Annotated in this window: 16 protein-coding genes; 6 read left to right on the forward strand and 10 right to left on the reverse strand. The window is 44.4% G+C overall.

Features of this window, described 5'->3' with window-relative positions:
• Nucleotides 1–13: 13 nt before the first annotated feature.
• Genes ABFW99_RS03150 through ABFW99_RS03160 form a run of 3 tightly spaced genes read right to left on the reverse strand, consistent with a single transcriptional unit; the run spans nt 14 to nt 7,610 of the window.
• A complete protein-coding gene (locus ABFW99_RS03150) occupies nt 14–3,136 on the reverse strand; it encodes an efflux RND transporter permease subunit (protein ID WP_349354487.1) in 3,123 nt (1,040 codons plus the stop codon).
• Nucleotides 3,133–6,261 (reverse strand): efflux RND transporter permease subunit, encoded by a 3,129-nt coding sequence (locus tag ABFW99_RS03155; protein WP_349354488.1) that lies wholly within the window; start codon nt 6,259–6,261, stop codon nt 3,133–3,135. Before ABFW99_RS03155 ends, ABFW99_RS03150 begins: the two co-directional genes overlap by 4 nt.
• Nucleotides 6,262–6,263: 2 nt before the next feature.
• A complete protein-coding gene (locus tag ABFW99_RS03160; RefSeq protein WP_349354489.1) occupies nt 6,264–7,610 on the reverse strand; it encodes an efflux RND transporter periplasmic adaptor subunit in 1,347 nt (448 codons plus the stop codon).
• Nucleotides 7,611–7,797: 187 nt separating this feature from the next.
• Between ABFW99_RS03160 and fsa the strand changes: the two genes are divergently transcribed.
• The gene (fsa, locus tag ABFW99_RS03165) at nt 7,798–8,457 is read left to right on the forward strand and encodes a fructose-6-phosphate aldolase (protein WP_349354490.1); all 660 of its coding nucleotides are present in this window, start codon (nt 7,798–7,800) and stop codon (nt 8,455–8,457) included.
• Nucleotides 8,458–8,745: 288 nt separating this feature from the next.
• On the opposite strand, the gene ABFW99_RS03170 is transcribed toward fsa, so the two are convergent.
• The 6 genes from ABFW99_RS03170 to ABFW99_RS03195 form a co-directional block, all read right to left on the reverse strand.
• A complete protein-coding gene (locus ABFW99_RS03170) occupies nt 8,746–10,296 on the reverse strand; it encodes an amidase (protein ID WP_349354491.1) in 1,551 nt (516 codons plus the stop codon).
• Nucleotides 10,297–10,373: 77 nt separating this feature from the next.
• Nucleotides 10,374–10,694 (reverse strand): hypothetical protein, encoded by a 321-nt coding sequence (locus ABFW99_RS03175; protein WP_349354492.1) that lies wholly within the window; start codon nt 10,692–10,694, stop codon nt 10,374–10,376.
• Between the two features lie 73 nt (nt 10,695–10,767).
• The gene (locus tag ABFW99_RS03180) at nt 10,768–13,146 is read right to left on the reverse strand and encodes a T9SS type A sorting domain-containing protein (protein WP_349354493.1); all 2,379 of its coding nucleotides are present in this window, start codon (nt 13,144–13,146) and stop codon (nt 10,768–10,770) included.
• Between the two features lie 91 nt (nt 13,147–13,237).
• Entirely contained in the window at nt 13,238–14,716 is a 1,479-nt protein-coding gene (locus tag ABFW99_RS03185; protein WP_349354494.1) for a phytoene desaturase, read from the reverse strand.
• A gap of 63 nt (nt 14,717–14,779) precedes the next feature.
• Nucleotides 14,780–15,448 carry a septal ring lytic transglycosylase RlpA family protein gene (locus ABFW99_RS03190; protein WP_349354495.1) on the reverse strand — a complete coding sequence of 223 codons (669 nt, stop codon included), beginning with the start codon at nt 15,446–15,448 and terminating at the stop codon, nt 14,780–14,782.
• 55 nt (nt 15,449–15,503) lie between these two features.
• The gene (locus ABFW99_RS03195; protein WP_349354496.1) at nt 15,504–16,418 is read right to left on the reverse strand and encodes a sensor histidine kinase; all 915 of its coding nucleotides are present in this window, start codon (nt 16,416–16,418) and stop codon (nt 15,504–15,506) included.
• 330 nt (nt 16,419–16,748) lie between these two features.
• On the opposite strand from ABFW99_RS03195, the gene ABFW99_RS03200 reads away from it, so the two are divergent.
• From ABFW99_RS03200 to ABFW99_RS03220, 5 genes are all read left to right on the forward strand, one after another.
• A complete protein-coding gene (locus tag ABFW99_RS03200) occupies nt 16,749–17,258 on the forward strand; it encodes a T9SS type A sorting domain-containing protein (RefSeq protein ID WP_349354497.1) in 510 nt (169 codons plus the stop codon).
• A gap of 17 nt (nt 17,259–17,275) precedes the next feature.
• Nucleotides 17,276–18,991: a tail fiber domain-containing protein gene (locus tag ABFW99_RS03205; RefSeq protein ID WP_349354498.1), complete on the forward strand. Its 1,716-nt coding sequence runs from the start codon at nt 17,276–17,278 to the stop codon at nt 18,989–18,991.
• A gap of 195 nt (nt 18,992–19,186) precedes the next feature.
• On the forward strand, nt 19,187–19,702 hold the full coding sequence (locus ABFW99_RS03210; RefSeq protein ID WP_349354499.1) for a T9SS type A sorting domain-containing protein: 516 nt from the start codon (nt 19,187–19,189) through the stop codon (nt 19,700–19,702).
• Nucleotides 19,703–19,711: 9 nt separating this feature from the next.
• Nucleotides 19,712–22,018, forward strand: coding sequence for a tail fiber domain-containing protein (locus ABFW99_RS03215; protein ID WP_349354500.1), 2,307 nt, complete (start codon nt 19,712–19,714; stop codon nt 22,016–22,018).
• Nucleotides 22,019–22,132: 114 nt separating this feature from the next.
• Nucleotides 22,133–22,726, forward strand: a complete 594-nt coding sequence (locus ABFW99_RS03220; protein ID WP_349354501.1) for a rhomboid family intramembrane serine protease — start codon at nt 22,133–22,135, stop codon at nt 22,724–22,726.
• Between the two features lies 1 nt (nt 22,727).
• Here ABFW99_RS03220 and serC read toward each other — a convergent pair whose 3' ends face one another.
• On the reverse strand, nt 22,728–23,807 hold the full coding sequence (gene serC / locus ABFW99_RS03225; RefSeq protein WP_349354502.1) for a 3-phosphoserine/phosphohydroxythreonine transaminase: 1,080 nt from the start codon (nt 23,805–23,807) through the stop codon (nt 22,728–22,730).
• Between the last annotated feature and the right edge of the window lie 17 nt (nt 23,808–23,824).

Below are 23,824 nucleotides of genomic sequence, written 5' to 3' on the forward strand. Positions count from 1 at the left end.
GTTTAAAAAATAATTACGCTTCAACCAGAGTTTTGTTACTTCTGAATAGCCCCTTAATCCACTCTAAGGTCATACTTAGAGAAACGGATAATACCGGCGTGATAAACAAGGTCAAAATTGATCCAAACATTAATCCGCCAATTACGGCTTTTGCCAGTGGGGACCATGTTTCGGCTCCGGAACCAATTTCCAGCGAAAGAGGAATCATAGAACAAATGGTTGTGATCGCAGTCAAAAGGATAGGTCTCATTCTGCGACGGCAGGCTTCCAGGATGTGCTTCAGTAACTCTGAATCCCGTTTTAGCAGATCATTCTCCATTCCTTTAGTGTACAGGTGCATGTAATCCACTAACACAATTCCATTGTTTACAATAATTCCCACCAGCATGAACACCCCAATATTGGCGGTGGTACTTAGTGGGTTGCCGATCATAAACAGAAAGGCAAGAGCTCCAAACATGGCAAGCGGAATACATAACCATATCACAAAAGGATCGCGAAAATTTTCAAAGAGAGAGGCCATGATCATAAACATAAGTATCAATGCAGCCATAAGGGCAAAGCCGAACTCGGATTGTCCCTGTTGCGTCTCTTGAGTACCTCCGGTAAACTCATAGCGATAGCCATCCGGGAGAACGATTTCGGATTCAATAAAATCACGGACTACCTGTTCATACTCCAGCGCATTACCCTGAATTTGAATATTCACATCCAGTACCGTCTCACGGTCGCGGCGCTCGAAGGAATCAACTCCACGAACGGGAATAAATTCACCGACCGCAGCAACGGGAATACGCTGATCCTCAAACTGAAAAACTTCCAGGTCGAATAATTCTTCCCGGCTTGTCAGGGCTTCTTTTTGGGTGCGAACTTCAATAGGAATTTCGCGGCCTTCATTAATAAAATACCCGGCATTGTTTCCAAGAGTCTGTGTTCGCATAGCCGATGCTACCGTATTCAAATTAGTGCCAAGTCGAGCCAGTCGTTCGCGGTCGGCTATAAAATGAAGCTCCGGTGTGGGATCTGTGCGGCCGTTGTCCACATCAATAACCGTTGGGTCCTGCATCATTCTGGCTTCAATTTTTTGGGAAATGGCCAGCAACTCCTCAATGTCGGAGCCAATTAAACTAAGACGGATCGAATTACCGCCCGAATCCCAGCCTCGTCCAAAGCTAAGTCCGCCGCCTTCAACCCGTACACGTACATCCACGCCCGGAGCAGTTAAATCCTGCCGGAGTTGAGCAGCAAATTGAGTGCTGCTTATCTCTCGCTCAGTCTCAGGCACCAAAGTCAGGCTGATTTCACCCCGGTTACTGGAATTAGTCCATCGGCTGCGGCCAATATTAGTAATAATGGTCTCAACCTCGGGCAAGTTATCAACCCGTTTGCTGAATTCATCCAAAACATCAGCTGTTTTTATAAGCTGACTTCCTTCCGGGAGGCTGATGTTTACATCGATTTGACCAGAGTCGGCTTCCGGAAACCCTTCCTTGGGTATATTGGTATACAGCAAGAAGGTGCCGACTGCTATTAAAACCATGCCTAAAAGTGGAACCCATTTATGCCGGAAAAACCAGCTTAGAATTTTAGTATATCCTTTCTCCAGTTTAGATATGCCTTTGAAAGCCCAGTTCTTTTGGCTGAATTGTTTGGTGTCGAGTGCCAAAAGAGAAATGACCGGTACCAGAATGATAGAGGACAGGAAAGAAAATCCGATGGAGAAACAGATGGCATAGGCAAATTCGCGGAAGAATGCGCCTTGAGTTCCCGAAATCATAATAATGGGAATAAAGACCCCAAGTGTAGTCAGAGTAGAGCCCAGCAGGGCCCCAATCACTTCATTCGTTCCTTTGAGTGCCGCATCAAACCGTGATAATCCATCTTCCAGTTTTCGGGCTATACTCTCGGTTACCACAATAGAGTTATCCACCAGAAGGCCTATGGCAAGTGCCAGGGCAGAAATGGTGAGGATATTTAAAGTAAGGTCTGCTGCGTACATAGCAGCAAAAGTAGCGGCAATAGAAACCGGGATGGTGGAAGCTACAACCAACGAAATACGCCAGCCGCCCATAAAGACGAGAATGACCAGGATAACCACGACAAGAGCGGCCACAGCTGACTGGGACAGATTATTGATGGAATCTTCAATGGTTTTACCTTCATCAGATAGAACACGCAATGTGACTCCCGGAGGAAGGACTTCATTTATCTCGGGAACTACTTCTTTTACCGCATTTACGACATCGAGTGTATTGGCATCCGAGTTCTTCTGGACTTCTACCGAAACACTGTTCTTACCATTTACTTTCACCAGGCTGGTGATATCTGTAAAGCCATCACTGACATCCGCGACATCTTTTACCCGTATAGGAATACCATTTTCTGACATCCGGATGATGGTATTTCGAATTTGGTCTACGGTCTCAAAGGTTGATTCTGCCCTGATGCTGTAATTGGTTCGGGTTGAAATAACATTCCCAATAGGAAGCTGCACATTGTTGGAGCGCAATGCATTTTCAATATCGGAAGGCACAAGGTTGTATTGGGCAAGCGACATCGGGGACACATCTACATAAATACGGCGCTCTAACCCTCCCTGAGTTTCGGCGGAAGCAAGGCCTTCAATCCGCTCGAGCCGGGTTTCAACCAATTCAAGACCAATATTACGGAGTTCATCCAGTCCACGATTCTCAGCATCAATACTGAGTCGCATAATGGGCCTGTTTTCAGGGTCGAACTGGAAAATAACGGGTTCCTGGGCCTGTTGAGGAAGTTCGCCCCTGATTTGGTCGATGGCTTTACGAACCTTCAATTCTGTTTTTCGGATGTCGGAGCCTTCACGCAACCGAAGAATAATAAATGCGCGCCCGCGGCTAACTCTGGCTTCAAGAGTTTCTATTCCTTCAATAGCCGAAAGGGCTCCTTCGATAGGGTTTACAATAATTCGGTTGATATCTTCGGGAGCCACGTTGTTGTATCCGGTTGAAACAGCAAGCACCGGAATATTAAGTGAAGGATAAAGCGTGACTTTAAGATTAGTCAGGGAAAAAACCCCAAAACCAATCACGATCAACGTAGTCATAATAACCGTGATAGGCCGTTTCAGGATAGTTCCGGCTACTGAAAATTTCTTCATGCCATAACCTCTTGTGTTTTAGCTAAAGGGTCTTCTTTATGAACGGCGTCGAAGCCGAATTTTTCAACCAGGCTGTTGATGATGTTGTAAAAACAAGGCACTACAAAAAGCATCAACAAGGTACTCATGGTCAGTCCGCCAATTACGGTTCTCGCCATTGGGCTCCAGGTTTCTGAGCCAGAACCCAATTCCAGCGCCAGTGGCACCATCGACAGGATGGTGGTAAACGCCGTCATCAAAATAGGGCGCAAACGACGGGTTGCTCCATCAACAATGGCTTTTTCCCTGTCGATTCCCCGTGCTTGTAAAATTTTGATGTAATCAATCATCACAATACCGTTGTTTACTACAATCCCGGTTAACAAAATAAGCCCCACCATCGAAGTTACACTAACAGAGGTTCCGGTTATCCAAAGCATAAGCAGTACACCTGTTAACGCAAGTGGTATGGTTAATATGATGATAAATGGTTCAACCAAACTCTCGAACTGAGAAGCCATAACCATATATGTTAGAATCCCGGCAATCATAAATGCAATCATCAGGAATCCAAAAGACTCTGCCTGCTCTTCGGCTGTACCTGAAATCTCATAGCGATATTCATCCGGCCAGTTAACCTGGTCAAGGGAGGCGCGGGCTCGTTCGGAAGCCGTGGCAAGGTCAATGTCTTCCAGCTCGGCCGTTACTTCAGTCACCCGTTCCTGATCGATGCGCAACACATTGGTTGGACCGGTGTAACGCTCTATTCGAGCCAGATTCTTAAGAGGCATCCATTCTCCGGCCGGGGTTTGAATTTGGATGTTTGCCAGATCTACAGATTGAGCTTTATCGCTGGGGTCAAGTTCAACCACTACTTCAAATTCCACACCCTGATCTACAAAAGCGGTAGCTACATTCCCTTTTACGGCATTACTAACTGTGCTTGCTACCTGGTTTGTATTCATGCCAACCCGGGAAATACGTTCACGATCCATAATAAGGCGCAACTCCGGCCGGCCCTGATCGCCTGAGCTGAATACGTTGTTTATTCCATCGATATCGAGAAGCCTTGCTTTTACGCCATCGGCTAACTCTTTCTTTGTTTCGGGATTATATCCAAAAATCTGCACAATCAACCCGGTTTCGCCATCCGGGCTAAGGGGATCAATCACTACTTCCTGTATCTGAACTCCGGGAACAATTTGCAACTCCCGAAGCAGGGAAGCAGTGATTTCGGCCTGGGATCGGCTGCGCTCACTTTGCGCTACCAATTCAACCCGAACCGTACCTGTGAAACCTCCCGGGTCGTCAGCACCTTCAATGCCTTCTTTATCCCCATAATCGGAGACCACAAGGCGGGCTTCAGGAACTTCCTGCTGAATAATAGACTCAACCTGAGCCATCGATCGCTCCAGTTCAAACAGGTTTATACCGGGTTCACGTTGTACTTCAAGTACAAAGGCATTCTCATCAACACGTGGAAAGAACTCTCCTCCGATTACATAAAAAAGAGGAACGCTGGCTACAAAAAGAAGGAAAGCAGCCAGTACAACTCTTCCGCTTTTGCCGATCACTGCTCCAAGCTGACGTTGATAGGCAGATTCAATTTTTTGAAGAAGGTTTCCAAAGAAACGAGCAACTTTATTATTGGCACTCATATCCAGCACCGAATCTTTATAAAACTGGGAGGCCATCAGAGGAATAAGTGTGAGAGCCACCAGGGTAGAGACGATTAATGAAAATGAAATAGTTAGGGCAAGGTCGCGGAATAAAAAACCGGCTATGCCGGGAACAAAAAGAATAGGGAGGAAAACTACCAATGTCGTTAAAGTAGAAACAATGATAGGTACGGCTACCTCTTTAGCTCCGCTTACCGAAGCTTCGTCGCGTGGGGAACCCTGTTCCCGAAACCGGAAAATATTCTCAAGAACAACAACGGCGTTATCTACCACCAGACCAACGGCAAGAGTTAATCCTGAAAGGGAAATGATGTTCAGGCTGAGGTCGGCCAAATCCATCACTAAAAAAGTGGTGACAATAGAAACCGGGATAGAAATCGCGATGATAGTTGCCGATCGCCCGCTTCTCAAGAACGCGAGCAGAATCAGGACAACCAAAATAATTGCCTGAATGCCGGTCCAAAGCAGGTTGCTGATGGATTGTTCAATAAAATCGGCTTTATTGGTAAGTACAGATACTTCTACATCAGATGGCAGGCTTACCCGAATATCAGCCAGCCCGTCCACTACGGCATTGGCTGCAGTAACCACATTGGCGTCACTTTGGCGGTATACATTTACAATGATTCCGTCCTCGCCATTAACCCGAACGTTACCAATGGGCTGAGCAATACCATCATCCACGTCAGCTATATCTTTAAGTAACAGAGGCTGTCCATCCCGAACTGTGATGATGGTGTTTCGAATTTGATCAACATCCTTGAATTCCCCGATGGTGCGCAGAGAGTAATTGGTATTTCCTTCAGTGAGCTGCCCGGCGGGTACCTGGATGTTCTCTTGTTGCAGCTTTTGAGCAATTTCCTGAATCGTGATGTTGTAAAGCCGCATCTGCTCATTATTGATACGCACATTGATCTGCCGTTCAAGGCCGCCGGAGGTTTCAGCAGATGCAATTCCGTTAATGCGTTCAATACGCTGCTCTAATACCTGTTTTGAATACGTACGTAACTCACGGGAACTCCGGGCATTTGAGGTCAGAGTGAGTACAACAATGGGTTCCTGGTTGGGGTCATAAGAAAATACAAGGGGTGTTTCGGCATCATCAGGAATCTGGCGTTCTACAAACCCAAGTTCTTTACGGACATCATTCTCAGCCTGATAAAGGTCCGTTCCCCATTCAAAGTTAAGCTTAACTACAGAGGCACCCTGGCTGGAGAGAGAACGCACTTTGCGAATACCACTTATACTGCCAACCGATTCTTCAATTGGGCGGGTTACCAGGGTTTCGATATCCTCCGGTGCTACACCTTCGTAACTGGTGTAAACAGTAATAGTAGGAAAAGAAACATCCGGGTAGAGGTTTAACCTCAGGTTCTGAAGTCCATACAACCCAAATCCCAACAGGATCAGCGTGGACATTAAAAATGTAATCGGACGATCAACGGCTAATTTGGAAAGAGAACCCATGCTTATTGCCCGTTTGAAGTTGAATCGGCTTGTTGTTGTCTAAGTTCGCGTAAAAAAGCCATACGTTCTTCGCGCGACATACCCTGCATTTTTTCCCGGGCTTCAGTGCGTTCTTCTTCACTCATGTTAGCCAGTGGGTTTTGTCCTCCCGCAGGTCTGTTAGACTGCTGCTGATTTCCAACCTGGCGCTCCTCTGAGGTCTGGAACCGATCTCCTGAAGCAACCTGAATACGTGAGCCATCATCAAGTCCGCTTTGGCCGGTTACAATAATATTGTCGCTGGGAAGAAGCCCGCTGAGCACTTCAATTCGGTCTCCCTGTTCGATACCCAGTTCCAGCTCACGGCGCTCAGCAACAGAATCTCCACGGGATACAAACACGGAATAAGTTCGGTCGAGATCTATGGTATTGGTTTCGGGATTGATGACCGTCTCAACCTGTTCCACCAAAGCACTACGGGGCACAACCATGGTCCGTTCTTTGGTTGTGATATTGATAATATTTTCAACCAAAACACCGGGATAAATATTATTGCCAATTTGAGTAAGTGTAATAACGATTTCGCCCAGCCCGGTGGTAGCATCCAGTTGAGGGCTTTTACGGGAAACCACCCCTTGGGCACTGACGCCGCTCTCATTGGATATGCGCAGGTTTACTTCATGCCCAACTTTCACTGCCCGCCAATCCTGAACAGGCAGGTATATCCGTGATTCATATCCATTAGTGCTGGCAACCTGAAACAATTCGGTTCCGGTAGTTGCTAAATCCCCAACCTCCAAAGCCCGAGAGTTAATTACTCCGGCAACGGGAGAACGAACAACGGTATTATTAAAATTCTCCTGAGCTTGTGTCAGGGATGACCGGGCAGATTCAAATTGTGCTCTTGAACTTTGATATGCGGCCTGGGCGATGTCCAATTCTGATTCGCTGGTTAAATCCCGGTCCATTAAGCTCAGCTGTCGCTGATAATCTGAACTGTCTCTACGGAGAGCAATTCGGCTCTGTTCCAATTGAGATTCGGCCTGACTTAGCTGATCCCGAAAGGTAGCGTCGTATATTTTAGCAAGAGCTTCACCCTGACGAACAGTGTCCCCAAGATCCACATATATTTCTGTGATTCGGTTGCTGACCTGAGGTAAAACCGATATGACGTTTTGAGCTTTTACATTGCCAAAAGAGCGTACCTGGTCGGCTATAGGCCCGATTTCAACTTCGCTGGTTTCCACACTGGTAGCCTGTCGTCCCCCAAATCCGGAAAAGCCGGATGGTCCGTTTTCATTGGAATTGTCATTGCTACAGCTAATTAAGAACAAGCTAAGAACAGCAATTTGTATATAAGATATTTTCACGTTGTCAGGATTGAATTTTTGTCTTTAAAGAGTCTTTTGATGAACACATTAAGTTCATTATAAAGTTTGGTTTTACAAGGTCTTGTTTTGTAAAAAAAAGAAATTAATAGTTACAGGATGTAACAAGATTGAGAGGAAATGAATGCTTATCTTAGATGATAATTAACAATCAAACTTTCGCTCATATATGAAATTTTTTATTGACACGGCTGATCTCGATGAAATTAAAGAGGCAAACGACCTTGGAGTTCTCGATGGAGTGACCACCAACCCAAGCCTCTGTGCTAAAATCGGAGTTCGGGATTTTGAAGGGCATATCGCTAAAATTTGTGAAATGGTGGCCGGAGATGTTTCAGCTGAAGTGGTTTCAACCGAGTATGATGAAATCGTAGAAGAGGGCCGAAACATTGCAAAAATTGCAGACAATGTTGTAGTTAAAGTTCCTTTGATTAAAGACGGTATTAAAGCGATTAAGACTTTTTCTGAAGAAGGCATCAAAACCAATTGCACGTTATGCTTTTCTCCAACCCAGGCTTTAATTGCAGCTAAAGCCGGAGCTACTTACATCTCTCCGTTCCTGGGAAGATTAGATGACATCTCTACTGAGGGCATGCAGCTTATCCGTGACATTGTGACTATTTACGATAATTATGGATATGAAACGGAAGTGCTGGCTGCCAGCATACGCCACCCGATGCACCTGCTGGAATGCGCCAAAGAAGGTGCTGATGTAGCTACCATGCCGCTGGGTGTGATTAAGAGCCTCCTCAAACATCCGTTGACTGATATCGGTTTGGATCGTTTCCTGGCTGACTGGGACAAGCTTCAAAAAAGCCTCGAAGAATAGTTTAGAATTCGAATAAAGTTACTTTGGTGTGATAAGGAAAAAGCGGAGAATCTCTCTCCGCTTTTTTTATGTGATTAACTCTCTATCTACTACTGTTCACGTACTCCGGTGTTTACTTTCCTGAGGTTTATGTATAGCATATTTTCTTTAACTGCAATTTAAATTCTAAGCATATGCTATATCGTATCTGTATTAAATAATTGGTTTCAGCGCTCGGAAACGAATGAACAAATAGTTTAACCAAATAGTTAAACTATTTAGTTGGTTAAAATGGTTGGATGTAATGGTTTACAACTCCGGAGCCTTTCTTACCTTCGTTGCTTGTTCAAATCCATAGGCTATTTCAATCAGTTCAGGTTCACTCCAGGCTCTTCCGAAGAATGAAATACCAACCGGAAGTCCGTCGATAAATCCCATGGGGACGGTGATGTTTGGGTAGCCGGCGCGGGCTGCAGGTGAACTGGAGGAAACGGCAAAATTATCCCCATTAGTGAGGTCGGTTTTCCAGGCAGGTCCGCCGGTAGGTCCAATGATGGCATCCAGGTTATTTTCATCCATTACTTTATCGATGCCTTCTTCCCGGGTGTACTTGTTCATACGAGCCAAAGCGTTGGTGTATTCCTCAGAATCAAGACCACCTTTATTCCTGGCAGTGATCAATAAATTATGATCGAAGTAATGCATCTCAGCAGAATCAGCGAGCGTTGAATCCACCAGCTCAGCCATATTCTTAACCGGAGCGTCATCACCCAGCGAAGCAAAGTATTTGTTCAGCCCGTCTTTAAATTCATAAAGCAATACCTGGAAAGAGTCACCCCCAACGTTTTCTGATGAAATCTGATCAATTTCTATGACGGTGGCTCCCTTACTTTCTAAAAAACGAACGGTTTCATGCATCAGCGTATCCACGCGGTGATGTCCTCCCAGCGAGCCGGTCCATAAGCCAATTCGTTTACCTTCCAAACCATCAGCATTCAAAAATTGGGTATAATCGGTTTGATAGTTTCCTTCGCTGGCAGCGGTTTTAGAGTCTGCTTCATCCATGCCAACCATAGTTCCGAGAGCAATGGCCGCATCTTCGACGGTTCGGGCCATAGGTCCGGGGGTATCCTGGGTGTGAGAAATAGGGATGATTCCGGAACGGCTTAATAACCCAACGGTAGGTTTAATTCCCACCAATCCATTTGCCGAAGAAGGACAGGTGATGGAACCATTGGTCTCTGTACCAATAGCGAAGACCGCCAGGTTTGCTGAGGCGGCTGCACCGGAACCGGCGCTGGATCCACAGGGGTTGCGAGTCAAATCATACGGGTTGTGAGTCTGACCGCCCAGCGCGCTCCACCCACTGGATGAAAAACTGCTGTGGAAGTTCGCCCACTCACTCAGGTTGGCTTTACCAATAATGATGGCACCTGCATCCCGAAGTTTTTGGGTGATGAAAGCATCCTGATCGGGAACAGAGCCCTTCATGATATTTGCCCCGGCTGTGGTTGGCATGTCATAAGTATCAATATTGTCTTTTAAAACAACGGGAATTCCATGCAAAGGCCCTCTTTTGTTACCCGCCTGCAGTTCTTCATCTAACTGTCGGGCTACATCCATGGCCTTTGGGTTGACGTAAATCATAGAATTAAGCTGGGGCCCGAATTGATCGATGGCTTCAATGCGTTTGAGGTAAGCATCGGTTACGTCTTGAATGGTAAATTCACCGTTTTCATAACCGTTCTGCAATTCAGAGATGGTTATTTCTTCCAGGTCAAGCCGGTGATAGTCAGACTGTGGCTGGCAGGCTGCAAGTAAAAACATGATGGAGATGAGGGGAAGTAATAATCTTTTCATAGGTAGTTAGTAAATTTAATCCGGTTTTAGCAGATGGAATATACAAGGGTAAGGGAGTATTTCCAGTGCTGGATTACTTATTGAAAGGAGAGCAGAAGTAAAATGCCAAAGAGTATGTTTGGGATGGTACCATATTTAGCATCCTCCCATGTTCCTGTAATCAGAATCTGAGAAATTAAAATAGCGGTAAACCCAAACCCGATATAATAGGAGTTTCCGGCTAAATACAGGTTTACAGCCGAAATGACCAGAATAGAACTTATCATCCAAAACACACCGGCTTGTTTAGAGATGGGCTGTTTAAAATCTTTTATATCGACAAGCTGAAAGGCTTTTAGAAAGCCAAGAAGATGGATAAGGCCGTGCATGGTCATGAAAATGGCAAAGGCGGTTTTCATATAGACTCCTTTTCTGGTTTGAAAGTGCCTTAGGTTAGTAACCGTTAATTAAGATTTGATGAATTAAGCGCCTTTATTTAACCAGGGATAACTTTCTGGAAGTGGTAAAACCTTTGGTTTTGATTCGGTAAATGTAGAATCCGCTGGACAACTTTGAGGCATCAAAAGTGACGGTATGCCAGCCGGCTGATTTATAATCATCCACCAGTGTTGCCACTTGTTGTCCAAGCATGTTGAGCACTTCAATCTCAACTCTTGTTGCTTCAGGAATGCTATACTGAATGTAAGTAACCGGGTTAAACGGGTTTGGGTAATTTTGCTCCAGCTTGTATTCAAAGTTGGTAAAGTCTGCCTTTTTTGAGCTTTTACGAACCGCAGAAAAGCTTCTTATTTCAGACCAATCTGAATCTCCTCCGATATTTGAAGCTTGCATTCGCCAGAACAAAGCTTTCTCGGAGGGTAAGTCATCTTCGAAGCTAAGGGAGGAGTCACGGGCACTGAAACTGGAATCAAAGAGTACCGTTTCAAATTCTTCGTCGGTTGCTATCTGTAACGTATAATTCTCTGCCCGATCCGTTTCTGCCCAGGAAAAGAAAGGCTGAGTAGAGACTTCGTTGTCTTCATCTACAGGTGTTTTCAATGTAACCATTTCCGGCCGTTCGATGATCGTGATGAACTCTGAACTTTTACTCCAGGTGCCAATCTCATCATCATTAATTCCCCGAACCCTCAAGTGATAATAGTGGAGATAGTCTAAGGATTCTTTGAGGGTATAAGTAGTGGTATCAATATCTGTAATATTGAATGTGACCGGACTGAAGTTTTCGTTTTCAGCTATTTGAAGCTGATACCGATCGGCGAGATAAGCTTTTTCCCAGCGGAAGGCAGGGGTGAGGCTTATATGCTCTTCCAACCCAAAAGGCCGAATCAATTCCGGAATATCGGGTGTTCTGAAAATTGTAAGCGGTACGGATTTTCGATAGAATTGACTTTCGAACCGGAGGTTAAATTCACCCTTATCGTCCACAGTTGTCTGCCATCTCATAATAAAAGTGGAATCTTCCCCGGGAGACAAGGCTACGTCAGTAATACGGTCAAGCTCATGGTCATTCCCATCATTCAAAACTACGCTATGGGTGTCGGGTTTACTTCCTTTGTTTATTAAAGTCACTTCAAGTTCAATTAAATCACCACTGATAACAGAAGAAGGGCCTTTAACATCTGAAATAACAAAGTAGGGCATGGTCCAGAGCAGCTGCGGAGTTTTGTCTGTTACATAACCCCAGATTTCATTAAAAGAAAAGCCCTTCATATGTTTTGTGCTCTCAGGTCCTGTAGTTTGATCCAAAGACAACCTTGAAATGCCATCGGTTGTACCTTTGCTAACAAGGCTTTGTTTGGAGTCACTATCAACAATCCAGAATCCGGCTTTAACAGGATCCCTGTTTACCCCTATAAACCCTCCGGCGTCGATGGTACCTGTCGTTTTACCGGTGGTATATGATTGTTCTATAATTCCCTGATTGCGGTTCACCCCGGCAAATCCTCCCACCAGGTTAAATCCACTTACATTTCCCGTGGAATAGGACCAACGAATTTCGCCGGAATGATTATTTCCTACAAGTCCTCCTGCATAAGACCGGCCGTTTACATCAGCTGTTGAAAAAGAGCGGACAATGATGCCACCATTACTACCTGAAAGACCTCCCACTGAAGAGGCTTCGTCGCCATTAACCGAACCGGAAGAATGGGACTCCGAGATCACCCCATCGTAATTGTTACCAACTAAGGCGCCCAGGTTATGACCGGTACCGGATACAGCAGCTTCGGCAGAAGAGTTTAAAATACGGCCCCGGTTTATGCCCGTAATTCCTCCAACATAGGATTTACCGGAAACGGTAACACGAGTGCGTACATGCTCAATTCTGCCTTTGTTAAAACCGGTGATTCCGCCTGTGTACGTCCGGCCGGAGACTTTACCTGTTACTAATGAATTTAAAACTCTGCTGTTTGAGATCTGTCCGGTCAGCCCTCCCGTAGCATTTGCTCCAAATATGTTAACGCTGTCCAGATGCACATTTCGCACTTCTGCATCTCTTAACAAACCAAACAACCCAACATATTCGGAAGAGGGACGGTTAATAGTGAGATCGCTGATCTTAAATTCACCACCGTCAAAACTACCGGAAAATCCCTTTTCGTCTGAACCAATAGGAATGAATCCTTTTCCATTATTCCAAGATTTGGTTTCCCCGGCATCTATATCATTGATGAGTATGAAATGCATTTCAGGGTAAGTTCTGACTTCCTGAAGCTGCTGCAGCGTAGAAATTTGATAAGGATCGGTTATTGTACCTGAGCCACCAGAAAATTGAGCAAAGAGATTTGCCGGGCAAATAAAGCTTGCCAGAACAGCAATATAAATGGCCCTGAGAATTCCGGTGAAGAACAAAGCTAATCAGTTAATTCGTGAATATCCTTTCAGCTCTAAAAATATGGCATTTAGAAAGAATTGAACAACATTGAATTGAACCGGAGCTAAATCATGCCTTACCGATCAGGTCTTGTGCTATGATGGATGATGAAAGCACACCCGGAAGTCCTGCCCCTGGATGTGTTCCCGCCCCAACAAAATAGAGGTTATCTACATCCTCCGACTTATTATGCGGGCGAAACCAGGCCGACTGAGTTAGTATAGGTTCAACGGAAAATGCAGATCCTTTATAACTATTCAGTACATCCTGAAAATGCAGCGGATCGATATAATGTTCAGCAATAATATTTTCCTGAAGATCGGGTAGATAGTTTTCTTCCAGGAAGTCCATGATCGCATCCCGATATTTTGGAGCCATTTCATTCCAGTCGGTTCCGCTGTCTAAATGAGGAACGGGTGATAACACGTAAAAACCCTCGCAGCCTTCCGGCGCCATCGAAGGGTCGGTAATGGTTGGCATGTGCAGGTAAAGAGAAAAATCCTCTGCCAGATGTTTCTTATGGAAAATGTCTTCCAGTAATCCCTGATAGCGATCTCCTAAGATGATATTATGATGTGCCAAACCTGAATCCAGGTATCTCTTTTTGGTTCCAAAATAAATCACAAAAAGAGACATGCTGTACTTTGTCCGCTCGATCTTACGGTCGGTATATTTCTTACGGTGTTTGGGGTTGATCAGGTTTTTATAGGTGAAGGCAACATCTGCGTTAGAAACGATTTCATCGGCTTGAAGCTGTTCTCCGTTTTTTAGTCGTACACCGGTCGCCTTTCCATTTGATATCTGAATTTCATCAACTTCAGCTTCGGTATGAATTTTCCCTCCCTGCTCCAGAATCAACTTTTCGAGGGCATTAACAATGGCTCCGGTTCCTCCCATGGCATAGTGCACACCCCATTCGCGTTCGAGGTAGTGGATCATTGCATAAATGGAGGTGGTATCAAATGGGTTACCACCTACCAGCAGCGGGTGAAATGAAAAGCAGCGTTTCAGGAATTCATCATCGATAAACTGCTCTACGTATTTGTAAACGGTTTTATAAGACTGAAGTTTGATCAGGTCAGGAGCCACCTTCAGCATGTCGGTGAACTTAAGGAAGGGTTTGTCGGCGAGTTCTACAAAACCTTTGTCAAAGATAGCTTTCGTTGTTTTGATGAACTTTTCATAGCCTTCAACATCACCGGGATTTCGTTTTTTGATTTCTTCCAGCGTAAACTCATGATCATTGTTGTAATCGAAGTGCTTGCCTTCTGCATCAAAAATTCGATAAAACGGATCGCAGGGAACGAACTTTACATAATCTTCCCGTTTTTTACCCGCAGCTTCAAAAATATCATCAAACATAAACGGAGCCGTGATTACGGTTGGTCCGCCATCAAATTTAAAGCCGTTTTTTTCATAAACATAGGCACGGCCACCCAGCTTATCTCTTTTTTCGAGGATGGTTACGTCATGTCCGGCAGTAAGTAATCTGGAAGCTGCGCCCAGGCCGCCGAATCCGCTTCCTATTACAATGATCTTCTTTTTCATTGATTAAACTAATTTAGGTTCTGTGCGGAAAACGGAAAATCGGGAATAATCAATCCCGGGAATTCAATTATTTTCGATTTGTTTAACAAAACAGGCATAGCCCATGCGGTTCAGGCGCTCCATCTCTTTTCGGGCTTTATCGGGATCCGTGTAGGTTCCAAAATAAACCCGGTAAAAAGTCTCCCGGTTTACCTGGATGTTTTCAATGCGACTGCCTTTAATTTTAGAAGAGGTTTCTTCAGCCTGGGACCTTTTTTTATATGAACCCAGCTGAACGGTATACGTGGGAACTTTGATATCAGTGATTCTTGAATTCTCGAGATCTCCTTTTATCAGGTAGAGGCGGACTCTGGCAGTTCCGGGGCCAATCATGTCAATTTGCTCCGCTGCTCCTTTCGATAAATCGATGATTCGGTTTTTTGCATATGGGCCACGGTCGTTTACACGAACCTGTACCGTTTTGCCATTATCCAGGTTTTCGACCAATAATATGGTTCCAAAGGGGAGAGTACGGTGTGCAGCAGTCACCCCATCCATATCATAAACTTCACCGTTTGCTGTAAGTTTGCCATGGAAATTTGGGCCATACCAGCTTGAAACACCGGTTTCAATTGCACGGGCATTTTCTGAGGAAATGGGGGCGGTGAAATCAGCTCCTCTTTTTGTAACACCGCAAGCCGAAATCAAAACTACCGCAAATACAAATAGAGCTAAGACTTTTAACGAGTGCATGTAGATGATTTAAATTAGACTCCCAAAATATATCCCGCTTTACGGTGAAATGCTATCAGGCAGATTTCAGGTAAATCGAAAATACAGAACCTCTTCCGGGTTCAGTATCCAGCTCAATTCGGCCTCCCATGCGATGAACTAATTTCTGTACAATGTAAAGACCCAAGCCGGTAGATTTTTCGCCAGCGGTGGGGGCGGCAGATAATCTGGAAAATTTATTATACATATTCTCCCTGTCCTCTTTAGTAAACCCGGGCCCTTCATCCCCAATACTTATTTTAACCCTTTCTTTATCGGGCAAGTATTCTGCTTTAATAGTTACCTCCGAGTCAGGTTCGGAAAATTTATAGGCATTATTAATCAGGTTTTCCAATACCCGCGTAAGAGCATCCTGGTCGGCTATTACAAGGGGGAGGTTATCGTTTGCTTGCAATGTAGTTTGAATGGCTTTTTTGTCTCCTAAAATCTTTAAAGAGTTAAAGACACCGGTAACCGTTTCAAGTACAGATATTGGTTCAGGATTAATCTTTACTTCACCAAGTTCAATTTTATTAGCATCCATCATGTTGCTAACAAGATTATTTATGCGCATGGTTAAATCATGAATGTTTCCGGCGTACTCTTCTATTTCTTTGGGTGGAAGCTGATCTGCATCCATAGCCAGAAGTTCTGAGATAGCAGTAATGGAGTTTAGCGGGCTTCGTAAATCGTGAGATACTACACCGATAAAACGATGGATGTCATCATTGAGATAGGAAAGGTTGCGTGCCCCGTCACTGAGGGATTTGTTAATATCTTTCTGGCGTTCCCGCTGTTTTTTATAGAGAAAAAGTATAATACTGAGTATGAGAAGGCCTAACAGGGAAAGCAAAAATAAAATGAGAAGAGTATCACGGGTTAGCCATTCTAAACTTCCTGCTATAAGTAATAACCCAAGTGTAAAAGATTCGAACAGATAGTTTAATTCCACCCCACCCATTGAAATAGTACACCAACTATCCCAAGATTCTGGTGAGACGATTAACATACCTGTTTGGTATGTGCCGCCAGTCATATGTTACCCTTATAAAGCTGTATATCCTAAAGTATGGGGGAATATAGTCGAATGGTTTGATAAAGTCATTTTTGCCAAATCTTTTCTGTTCCCCATTCTAAAACAGTCTCCATTGGTTATAAAAAGCTATAAAAAACCACCTGATCGGGTGGTTTTTTATCAGCTAAAAAAGAGTACAATTGTTGTGAATACGTTGCTAAATGCCTTAAAAAGGGATGCTGCAACTCAAAATTAAACAACAGGACTATGCGGTTATACAAAACTCTGCTTGTGTTAATCGGGCTGTTGATCAGCACATCTGCACAAGCTCAAAGTGTGATTTCTTTTATGGGTGGCACGCTCGAAAGTACTTCCATGACGTTAACCTTTACAGCCGGGGAAGCGTTAGCAGGAAACTTCAGTAGTGCATCTGTAAGTGTAAGCGGAGGATTTAGTAATGGCAGTGATTTGGTTTTTACGTCCAATGAAACCCCGGTTACCGACCTTCCGGATTCATTCCGGTTAATGCAGAACTATCCGAATCCTTTCAACCCTTCAACAAATATTTCATTCGAGTTACCAAAATCGGCAGATGTCAGGCTTGAGGTTTTCAACTCCATTGGGGCAAAAGTTGCCGTGCTTGCAGAGGGTAGAAAGCCGGCTGGCAGTTACACTCTTCGTTTCAATGCTTCACGCCTTGCCAGCGGTATGTATTTCTATCGCTTTATGGCTGACGGAAATGTGATTGCTACCCAAAAAATGCTTTTGATCAAATAATCTAACAGGACAAAACGATGAATAAACTATTCTACAGACTATTTTTTTCGATACTTGCTGTATTGTTTACAGCAGAAGTAATGGCACAGGTACCACAGGGATTTAATTTTCAGGCTGTGGCCCGGAATGCTGACGGAGACCTGATTGCGAATTCAGAACTCGGGGTTCGTGTAAGTGTTTTACAAGGTAGTGAAACCGGTACCGCTGTTTATACCGAAACTCAAACGCCAACAACAAGTGCAGTAGGTTCTTTCCAGATCGTGATTGGAGAAGGTACTTCAGAAGAAGATTTCGCTTCTATCGATTGGTCGTCGGATAACTTCTATGTGAAGCTGGAAATAGATCCGGCCGGTGGAACAGAATACGAAGAACTGGGAACCACCCGACTGCTTTCGGTTCCTTATGCGTTAATGGCCCAGAATGTTGTGAATGGAGGGGAATCCATGGAGTCGGAATTCACTTTGGATCTCAGTGCAGGTGATACTTCCTATGTTATCAATCAATTCGGAGATAATGGAGATAAATTTACTCCTGCCCTTGTTATAAACTCCGAGCTGAGCGGTATCAATCAGGCCATTGATGCAAATACGATTTCACAGTCAGGAAGTGCAGAAACGCAATACGGGCTTTCCGGAAGTGCAATCGGGGAGGGAACCGGGACCCACATTGGTGTTTTAGGTTCTGCTTTGCATGACGAAGGAGAAGGTACCGGCGGAAGACGCTATGGTCTTTACGGTCAGGCGAGATCAAACGGACGTGAAAATATCGGTGGTTTTGGTTTAGGTCTTGGAAACGGGGATGGCGAAATCGTGGCTTTAGGTGATGAGTTTGCCGGAGGTTCTTTCAACGTAGGAGGCTTCAATATTGGATTGCTCGGATTTGCCCGTCAAAACCTGAATGGCAATATTGGCATTCGTGGATATGTATATGGTGCTGAAGGAGCCAGGGAAAACAGAGCCGTATCTGCGGAAGCTGTAACAACTGCCGCCGGAAGAAACATTGGTGTTCAGGCCATTGTGCATAGTTCTGAAACAGATAATATGGGTTTTCAGGCGTTGATGTTTGATGATGGCTCCGGAAATGCTTCTGCCAATAATATCGGTGTTGAGCTGGATGTAAGTAATGGAGCGACTGAAAATAATTATGGTATCAGAGGATATGTGAATGGCTCATCCACGAATAGTACAGGAATGTTCCTTGAAGTAAGCGGAGGCAGTAATTCGAATGTAGGGCTAAATATCACAGCTGCCACAGCTGCGGAACTAAATGGAGATGTAAATATAAGTGGAAACTTAACAGTATCAGGCTCTATAACTGAAACCTCTGACCGCAACCTGAAGGAAAATATTCAGCCACTCCAAAATGGAATCAAAACCATCATGAAACTCAATCCAACTACCTATAATTTCCGTGGCAATGGAGAGTACAAAGGGTTGAAGCTTTCTTCAGGCCTGCATTACGGTCTGATTGCCCAGGAAGTGGAAGAAGTATTGCCGTCACTGGTTCAGAATAACATCCACACATATTCCGAAATAGTGAGTAATGCTCAGGGACCGGATGCCACTTCCGAAACCGAAATGAAAAAGACGATGGAATACAAAACCATGAACTACACCGAGCTGATTCCGGTGTTGATAAAAGGGATGCAGGAGCAACAGGCGTTGATCGAGAAACAACAACAGAAAATAGATCAACTTTTGAAAGAAGTTGAGGCCTTGAAAAAAGATAAGTAAGGCACCACCCAACGTATTTGTTTGAAACCGGTCAGGTGACACCTGACCGGTTTTTTTGTTTCAGCCAATTTATGGATATCCATTCCGGGTGAGAACCTAAATCCCGCATGTTTGGGTAGTTCGTTTGGCAACCGTGTTTATTAGGTTTTAGAAGAATAGCACACCTAAGTTGTGCGTAAACCAATACATACAATTATGCATAGAATATTACTATCTGTTTTTCTATGGCTGTTTTGTATATGTGGAATTCCAAAGGTACAGGGGCAAGGTTCAATAACATTTGCCGGGGGTACAATACAAAGCGATTCTCTTTCGGTTAGTTTTTCAGCCGGGGAAGTTGTTTCGGGAACCTTCAGTAATTCATCGATACAGCTAACAACTGGATTTTCTAACGGAGGCGATAATGTCTTTGTTTCTAATGAACGTTTGGCTGATGATATACCTTCCACTTTTCGGTTAAAACAAAATTACCCGAATCCTTTTAATCCATCTACAAATATTGCCTACGACCTTCCTGAAAAAGCCGACGTACGGCTGGAGGTATTTAATATCATCGGGGCAAAAGTGGCCACTCTCGTACAAAAACAAAAGCCGGCGGGCTCACATGTTGCCCGCTTTGATGCAGCTTCGCTAGCAAGCGGGATGTATCTGTATCGCTTAACAGCTGATGGAAATCTAATCTCTACAAAGAAAATGTTACTTATAAAATAAGGGGACAAAATGATGTATAAAGCAACAACAAAAATAATATTTACGGTTTTAGCTGTTCTATTTACAGCAGAATTAATGGCACAGGTGCCGCAGGGGTTTAATTTTCAGGCGGTAGCCAGGGATGCAGACGGGGAATTAATCGCTAACTCAGACCTTGGGGTTCGGGTGAGCGTACTTCAGGGGAGTGAAACTGGTACGGCAATCTATACCGAAACCCAAACTCCGGAAACGAATGGAGCCGGACTTTTTGAATTGGTAATCGGTGAAGGAGAGTCAGAAGATAGTTTTTCTGCCATTGACTGGTCTTCTGATAACTACTACGTGAAATTAGAAATTGATGCGGCCGGAGGAACGGAATACGAGGAACTGGGAACAACCCGGTTGCTATCAGTCCCCTATGCTTTGCTTGCTCAAAATGTGGTGAATGGTTCGGGTACAGCAGGAGATGTGAGTTTGCCGTTAACACTCACAGGTTCTAACGGAAACATAAGTATCACCCTTAGCGGCAACGAAGGGGATAATAACTATGGTTCTCTTGGACTTGGAAATGCCGATGGAGATACACTCGCACAAGTTTATGTTGAAAATAGGGGAGATACAGCTTCCAGAGGTCAACTTATGCTAAAAGATACTTTTGGGCGATACAGTAATATAATTCCCGGAGAGTTTAGCACCGGTAATAAAGATGGAGGATTTCGAAGTCATTTAACTTCTCGTAATTTATATTTTTTCAACTCTGAATTTGATACACCTGCCCCACCGGCATGGTTTGGTACTCTCCAGGGAAAGGGGTTTTATCAAATTCTGGACTATTCCGAAACCGGGGTTTATGAAGGTGGAATACTTAGCGGTTACTGGCCGGGACATCCGGCACTACTTATGGAGAATGGGGATGAACAACCCGGTGTGTGGCTTGCCAATGATGACGGAGGTGGTAAACTGGTACTATATAGTCCTGATGGGGGCGGTGAAAATATACAAATGGGAGGTAAGAGCTGGGAAGATCCTAACTTTCCCTTTATGGTATTCAGGGGAACCAAAAACGAAGAAGGGCAGCAACCGGATATGCTCTGGATGGAAGTTCAAAAATGGGATGACGGAACCGAGCTTGGGGCAATCACACTTCGGGGTACAGATGGTTCTGAGTTCAGTATCAATTCTCATGGATTACAAGAAAACGGGGGCTCTGGATCAACTACACAAGTGCTTGTAGAAAATGATGGAGGCGATGTTGTGGCGGCTATGGATTCCCGAGGGGCCGGAAGTAAACAAGGGATGCTTCATTTATATGGTGAGACAGCACCTGATACCGATGACCTGAGAGCAGGCTTGGAAGTCTCAGATAATGGAGAGGGAGATACATGGGGACGTTTATTCCTGAATGGCCCTGTCGAAAATCAACATTTTGTGGATATCTCAGTTTCTAATGACCCTGACGGTACTGATCCAGACGGATGGTCAAGCACCATGAGTTTGTGGGGTAATAATAGTCCGAACATTCAAATGTCGGGTAAAAGTTGGGATGATAGTAATTTGCCAATGATTCAGCTGTATGGAAATAAACCGGATGCAAACGGATGGTTCCATAATCATGCGTCCCTTCAAGTAAATAAAGACGGAGATCAAGAATGGGCCAGTTTAAGCTTAATGGCTAATGAGAGTGTTTCAAATATTGAGTTGGGAGCTAAAAATTGGGAAAGTGTGGATCTTCCCTACATGGTTTTCAAAGGAACAGCTCAGGATCAGGACCTGATCTGGATGGAGGTTATTGATGATGGCAGCAACCAATTTGGAGGTGTTAACTTCAGAAGTACAGACGGTACGGAATTGGCTATCAATGCACACGGTATTAATGGGAATACCAACGTGAACGGTAATTTACATGTGGACGGAGATATTACGTACACAGGTTCTTCAAGCCAAACCTCCGACCGAAACCTGAAAGAAAACATTCAACCGTTACAAAACGGGTTGAATACCATTATGAAGCTAAACCCAACCACCTATAATTTTAGGGGAAATGGAGAGTATAGGGGGATGAAGCTTTCCACCGGTTTACACTATGGACTCATTGCACAGGAGGTAGAAGACGTACTGCCGTCTTTGGTTAAAAACAACCTCCATACCTACAAAGAGATAGAAAGTGAAGGGTCCGGTCCGGATGCCACTTCTGAAACCGAAATCAAAAAGACCATGGAATACAAAACCATGAACTACACCGAGCTGATTCCGGTACTGATTAAAGGGATGCAGGAGCAGCAAGCGGAGATCGAACGACTCAAAAAAGAAATCGAAGAACTCAGAAAAGATAATTAACAACCCTTCTTTTTTCTTCAAACACCTAACCCTTCATGCAGAAATGTGTGAAGGGTTTTTTAATTCTTATGCATCAGTATTGTTTTCCTCTTACCTTGAAAAGAAAAACAACAAATGTCGGTAACTCTTATTCTGATCGCAGCCAATGTGGTGGTTTCATTAGTTGCTCTTTATGCACTTCCCCAGGTTTTTGAAAAAGGAATGATGATGCCGTATCGGGTGGTTCGCGAAAACACCTGGTACGAGTTAATCAGCTCGGGGTTCATACATGCCGGAATTGGCCATCTTTTCCTTAATATGTTCGTCTTATTTTTCTTTGGACCGGTTTTGGAACAATCTATAGGGAGAGAGCATTTTATAGCTTTGTACCTTTCAGCACTGGTTGTTTCCAGTTTACCCTCGTTGTTTCAGCATAAAGATAATCCTGATTTTGCAACGGTAGGAGCTTCCGGCGCTGTGGAAAGTGTCTTGTTTGGGTTCATTCTACTTTTTCCACTCAGCCCGATTTATATCATGTTTATTCCATTCGGGATTCCGGCGATCATTTTCGGTGCTTTGTTCCTGGTTTACAGTGTGTTTGCAAGTAAACGGGAGGGAAAGATAAATCATGAGGCGCACATAGCCGGAGCAGTTTGGGGATTCCTGTACCTGATCATTTTTGTGCCCAACACCATTGATCACTTCCTGAGTGTGTTTGGCCTGCTCTGACTTATGCCCTTTTCGCCCGGAATTCTTTCATGAAATCAGTTAACGCTTCCACCGATTCCATTTCACAAGCATTGTAGATGCTAGCCCGAATTCCGCCAACAGTACGGTGGCCCTTCAAGGCAACCAGGCCATGTTCTTCCGCTTCAGAAATGAACCGTTGTTCCAATTCTTCGGTGGGTAATCGAAAGGTGATATTCATTTTAGAACGGGAATCAACCTGGGCGGTACCGTTGTAAAAATCATCCTCATCAATGGTATCATAAAGTAGTTCTGCTTTTTGATTATTGAGTTTTTGGAAGTACGGAATTCCGCCCTTGTCTTCCACCCACTGTAATACCAGATTTACCATATAAACAGCAAAGCTCGGCGGGGTATTAAAAATACGGTTGCTATGCGAATGATAATTCAAAAAGGTGGGAATGTTCTTCTTGGTGTTGGTTTGAAGAAAGTCCTTTCGTACAATTACCACAGTAACTCCGGAGGGACCAAGGTTTTTCTGAGCCCCGGCATAAATTAAGCTATAGCGATCCACATCAATAGGGCGGGAAATAAAGTCAGAAGAAGCATCACAAACCAGTGGGGCTCCGTTCGAATCCGGCTCGCTCTTAAATTGAGTCCCGTAAATGGTATTGTTCGATGTATAATGAACATACCGTGGGTTTTCTGAGAGCTTCAATTCCTCATTAGTTGGAACGCGGCTGAAATCTTCACCTTCACTGCTGAATGGGATATGGACATTCCCAAAAAGTTTAGCTTCCTTAATAGCTTTTTCGGACCAAACTCCAGTATTGATATAGTCGGCTGTCTGACCTTCTTCCAAAAAATTGAAGGGTATCTGCATGAACTGAGCAGTGGCTCCTCCTTGCAAAAACATAATGTGGAAGTCATCTCCCAGTCCTAAAATTCGGGTTAGCCGTTCCTTGGCCTCCGCATCCACTTTGGTGTATTCTTTCCCCCGGTGACTTTTCTCCATAATGGAAGTGCCGGTTCCATGGTAATCAAGCAGCTCATCCTGTACAATCTCCAAAACCTCCAGCGGGAGGGCAGCAGGACCTGCACTAAAATTGTGAACGCGTTTCATATCGGCTTTTGAAGTTG

Origin of the sequence: Gracilimonas sp. BCB1, from assembly GCF_040117685.2 — a bacterium.
Classification (GTDB): domain Bacteria; phylum Bacteroidota; class Rhodothermia; order Balneolales; family Balneolaceae; genus Gracilimonas.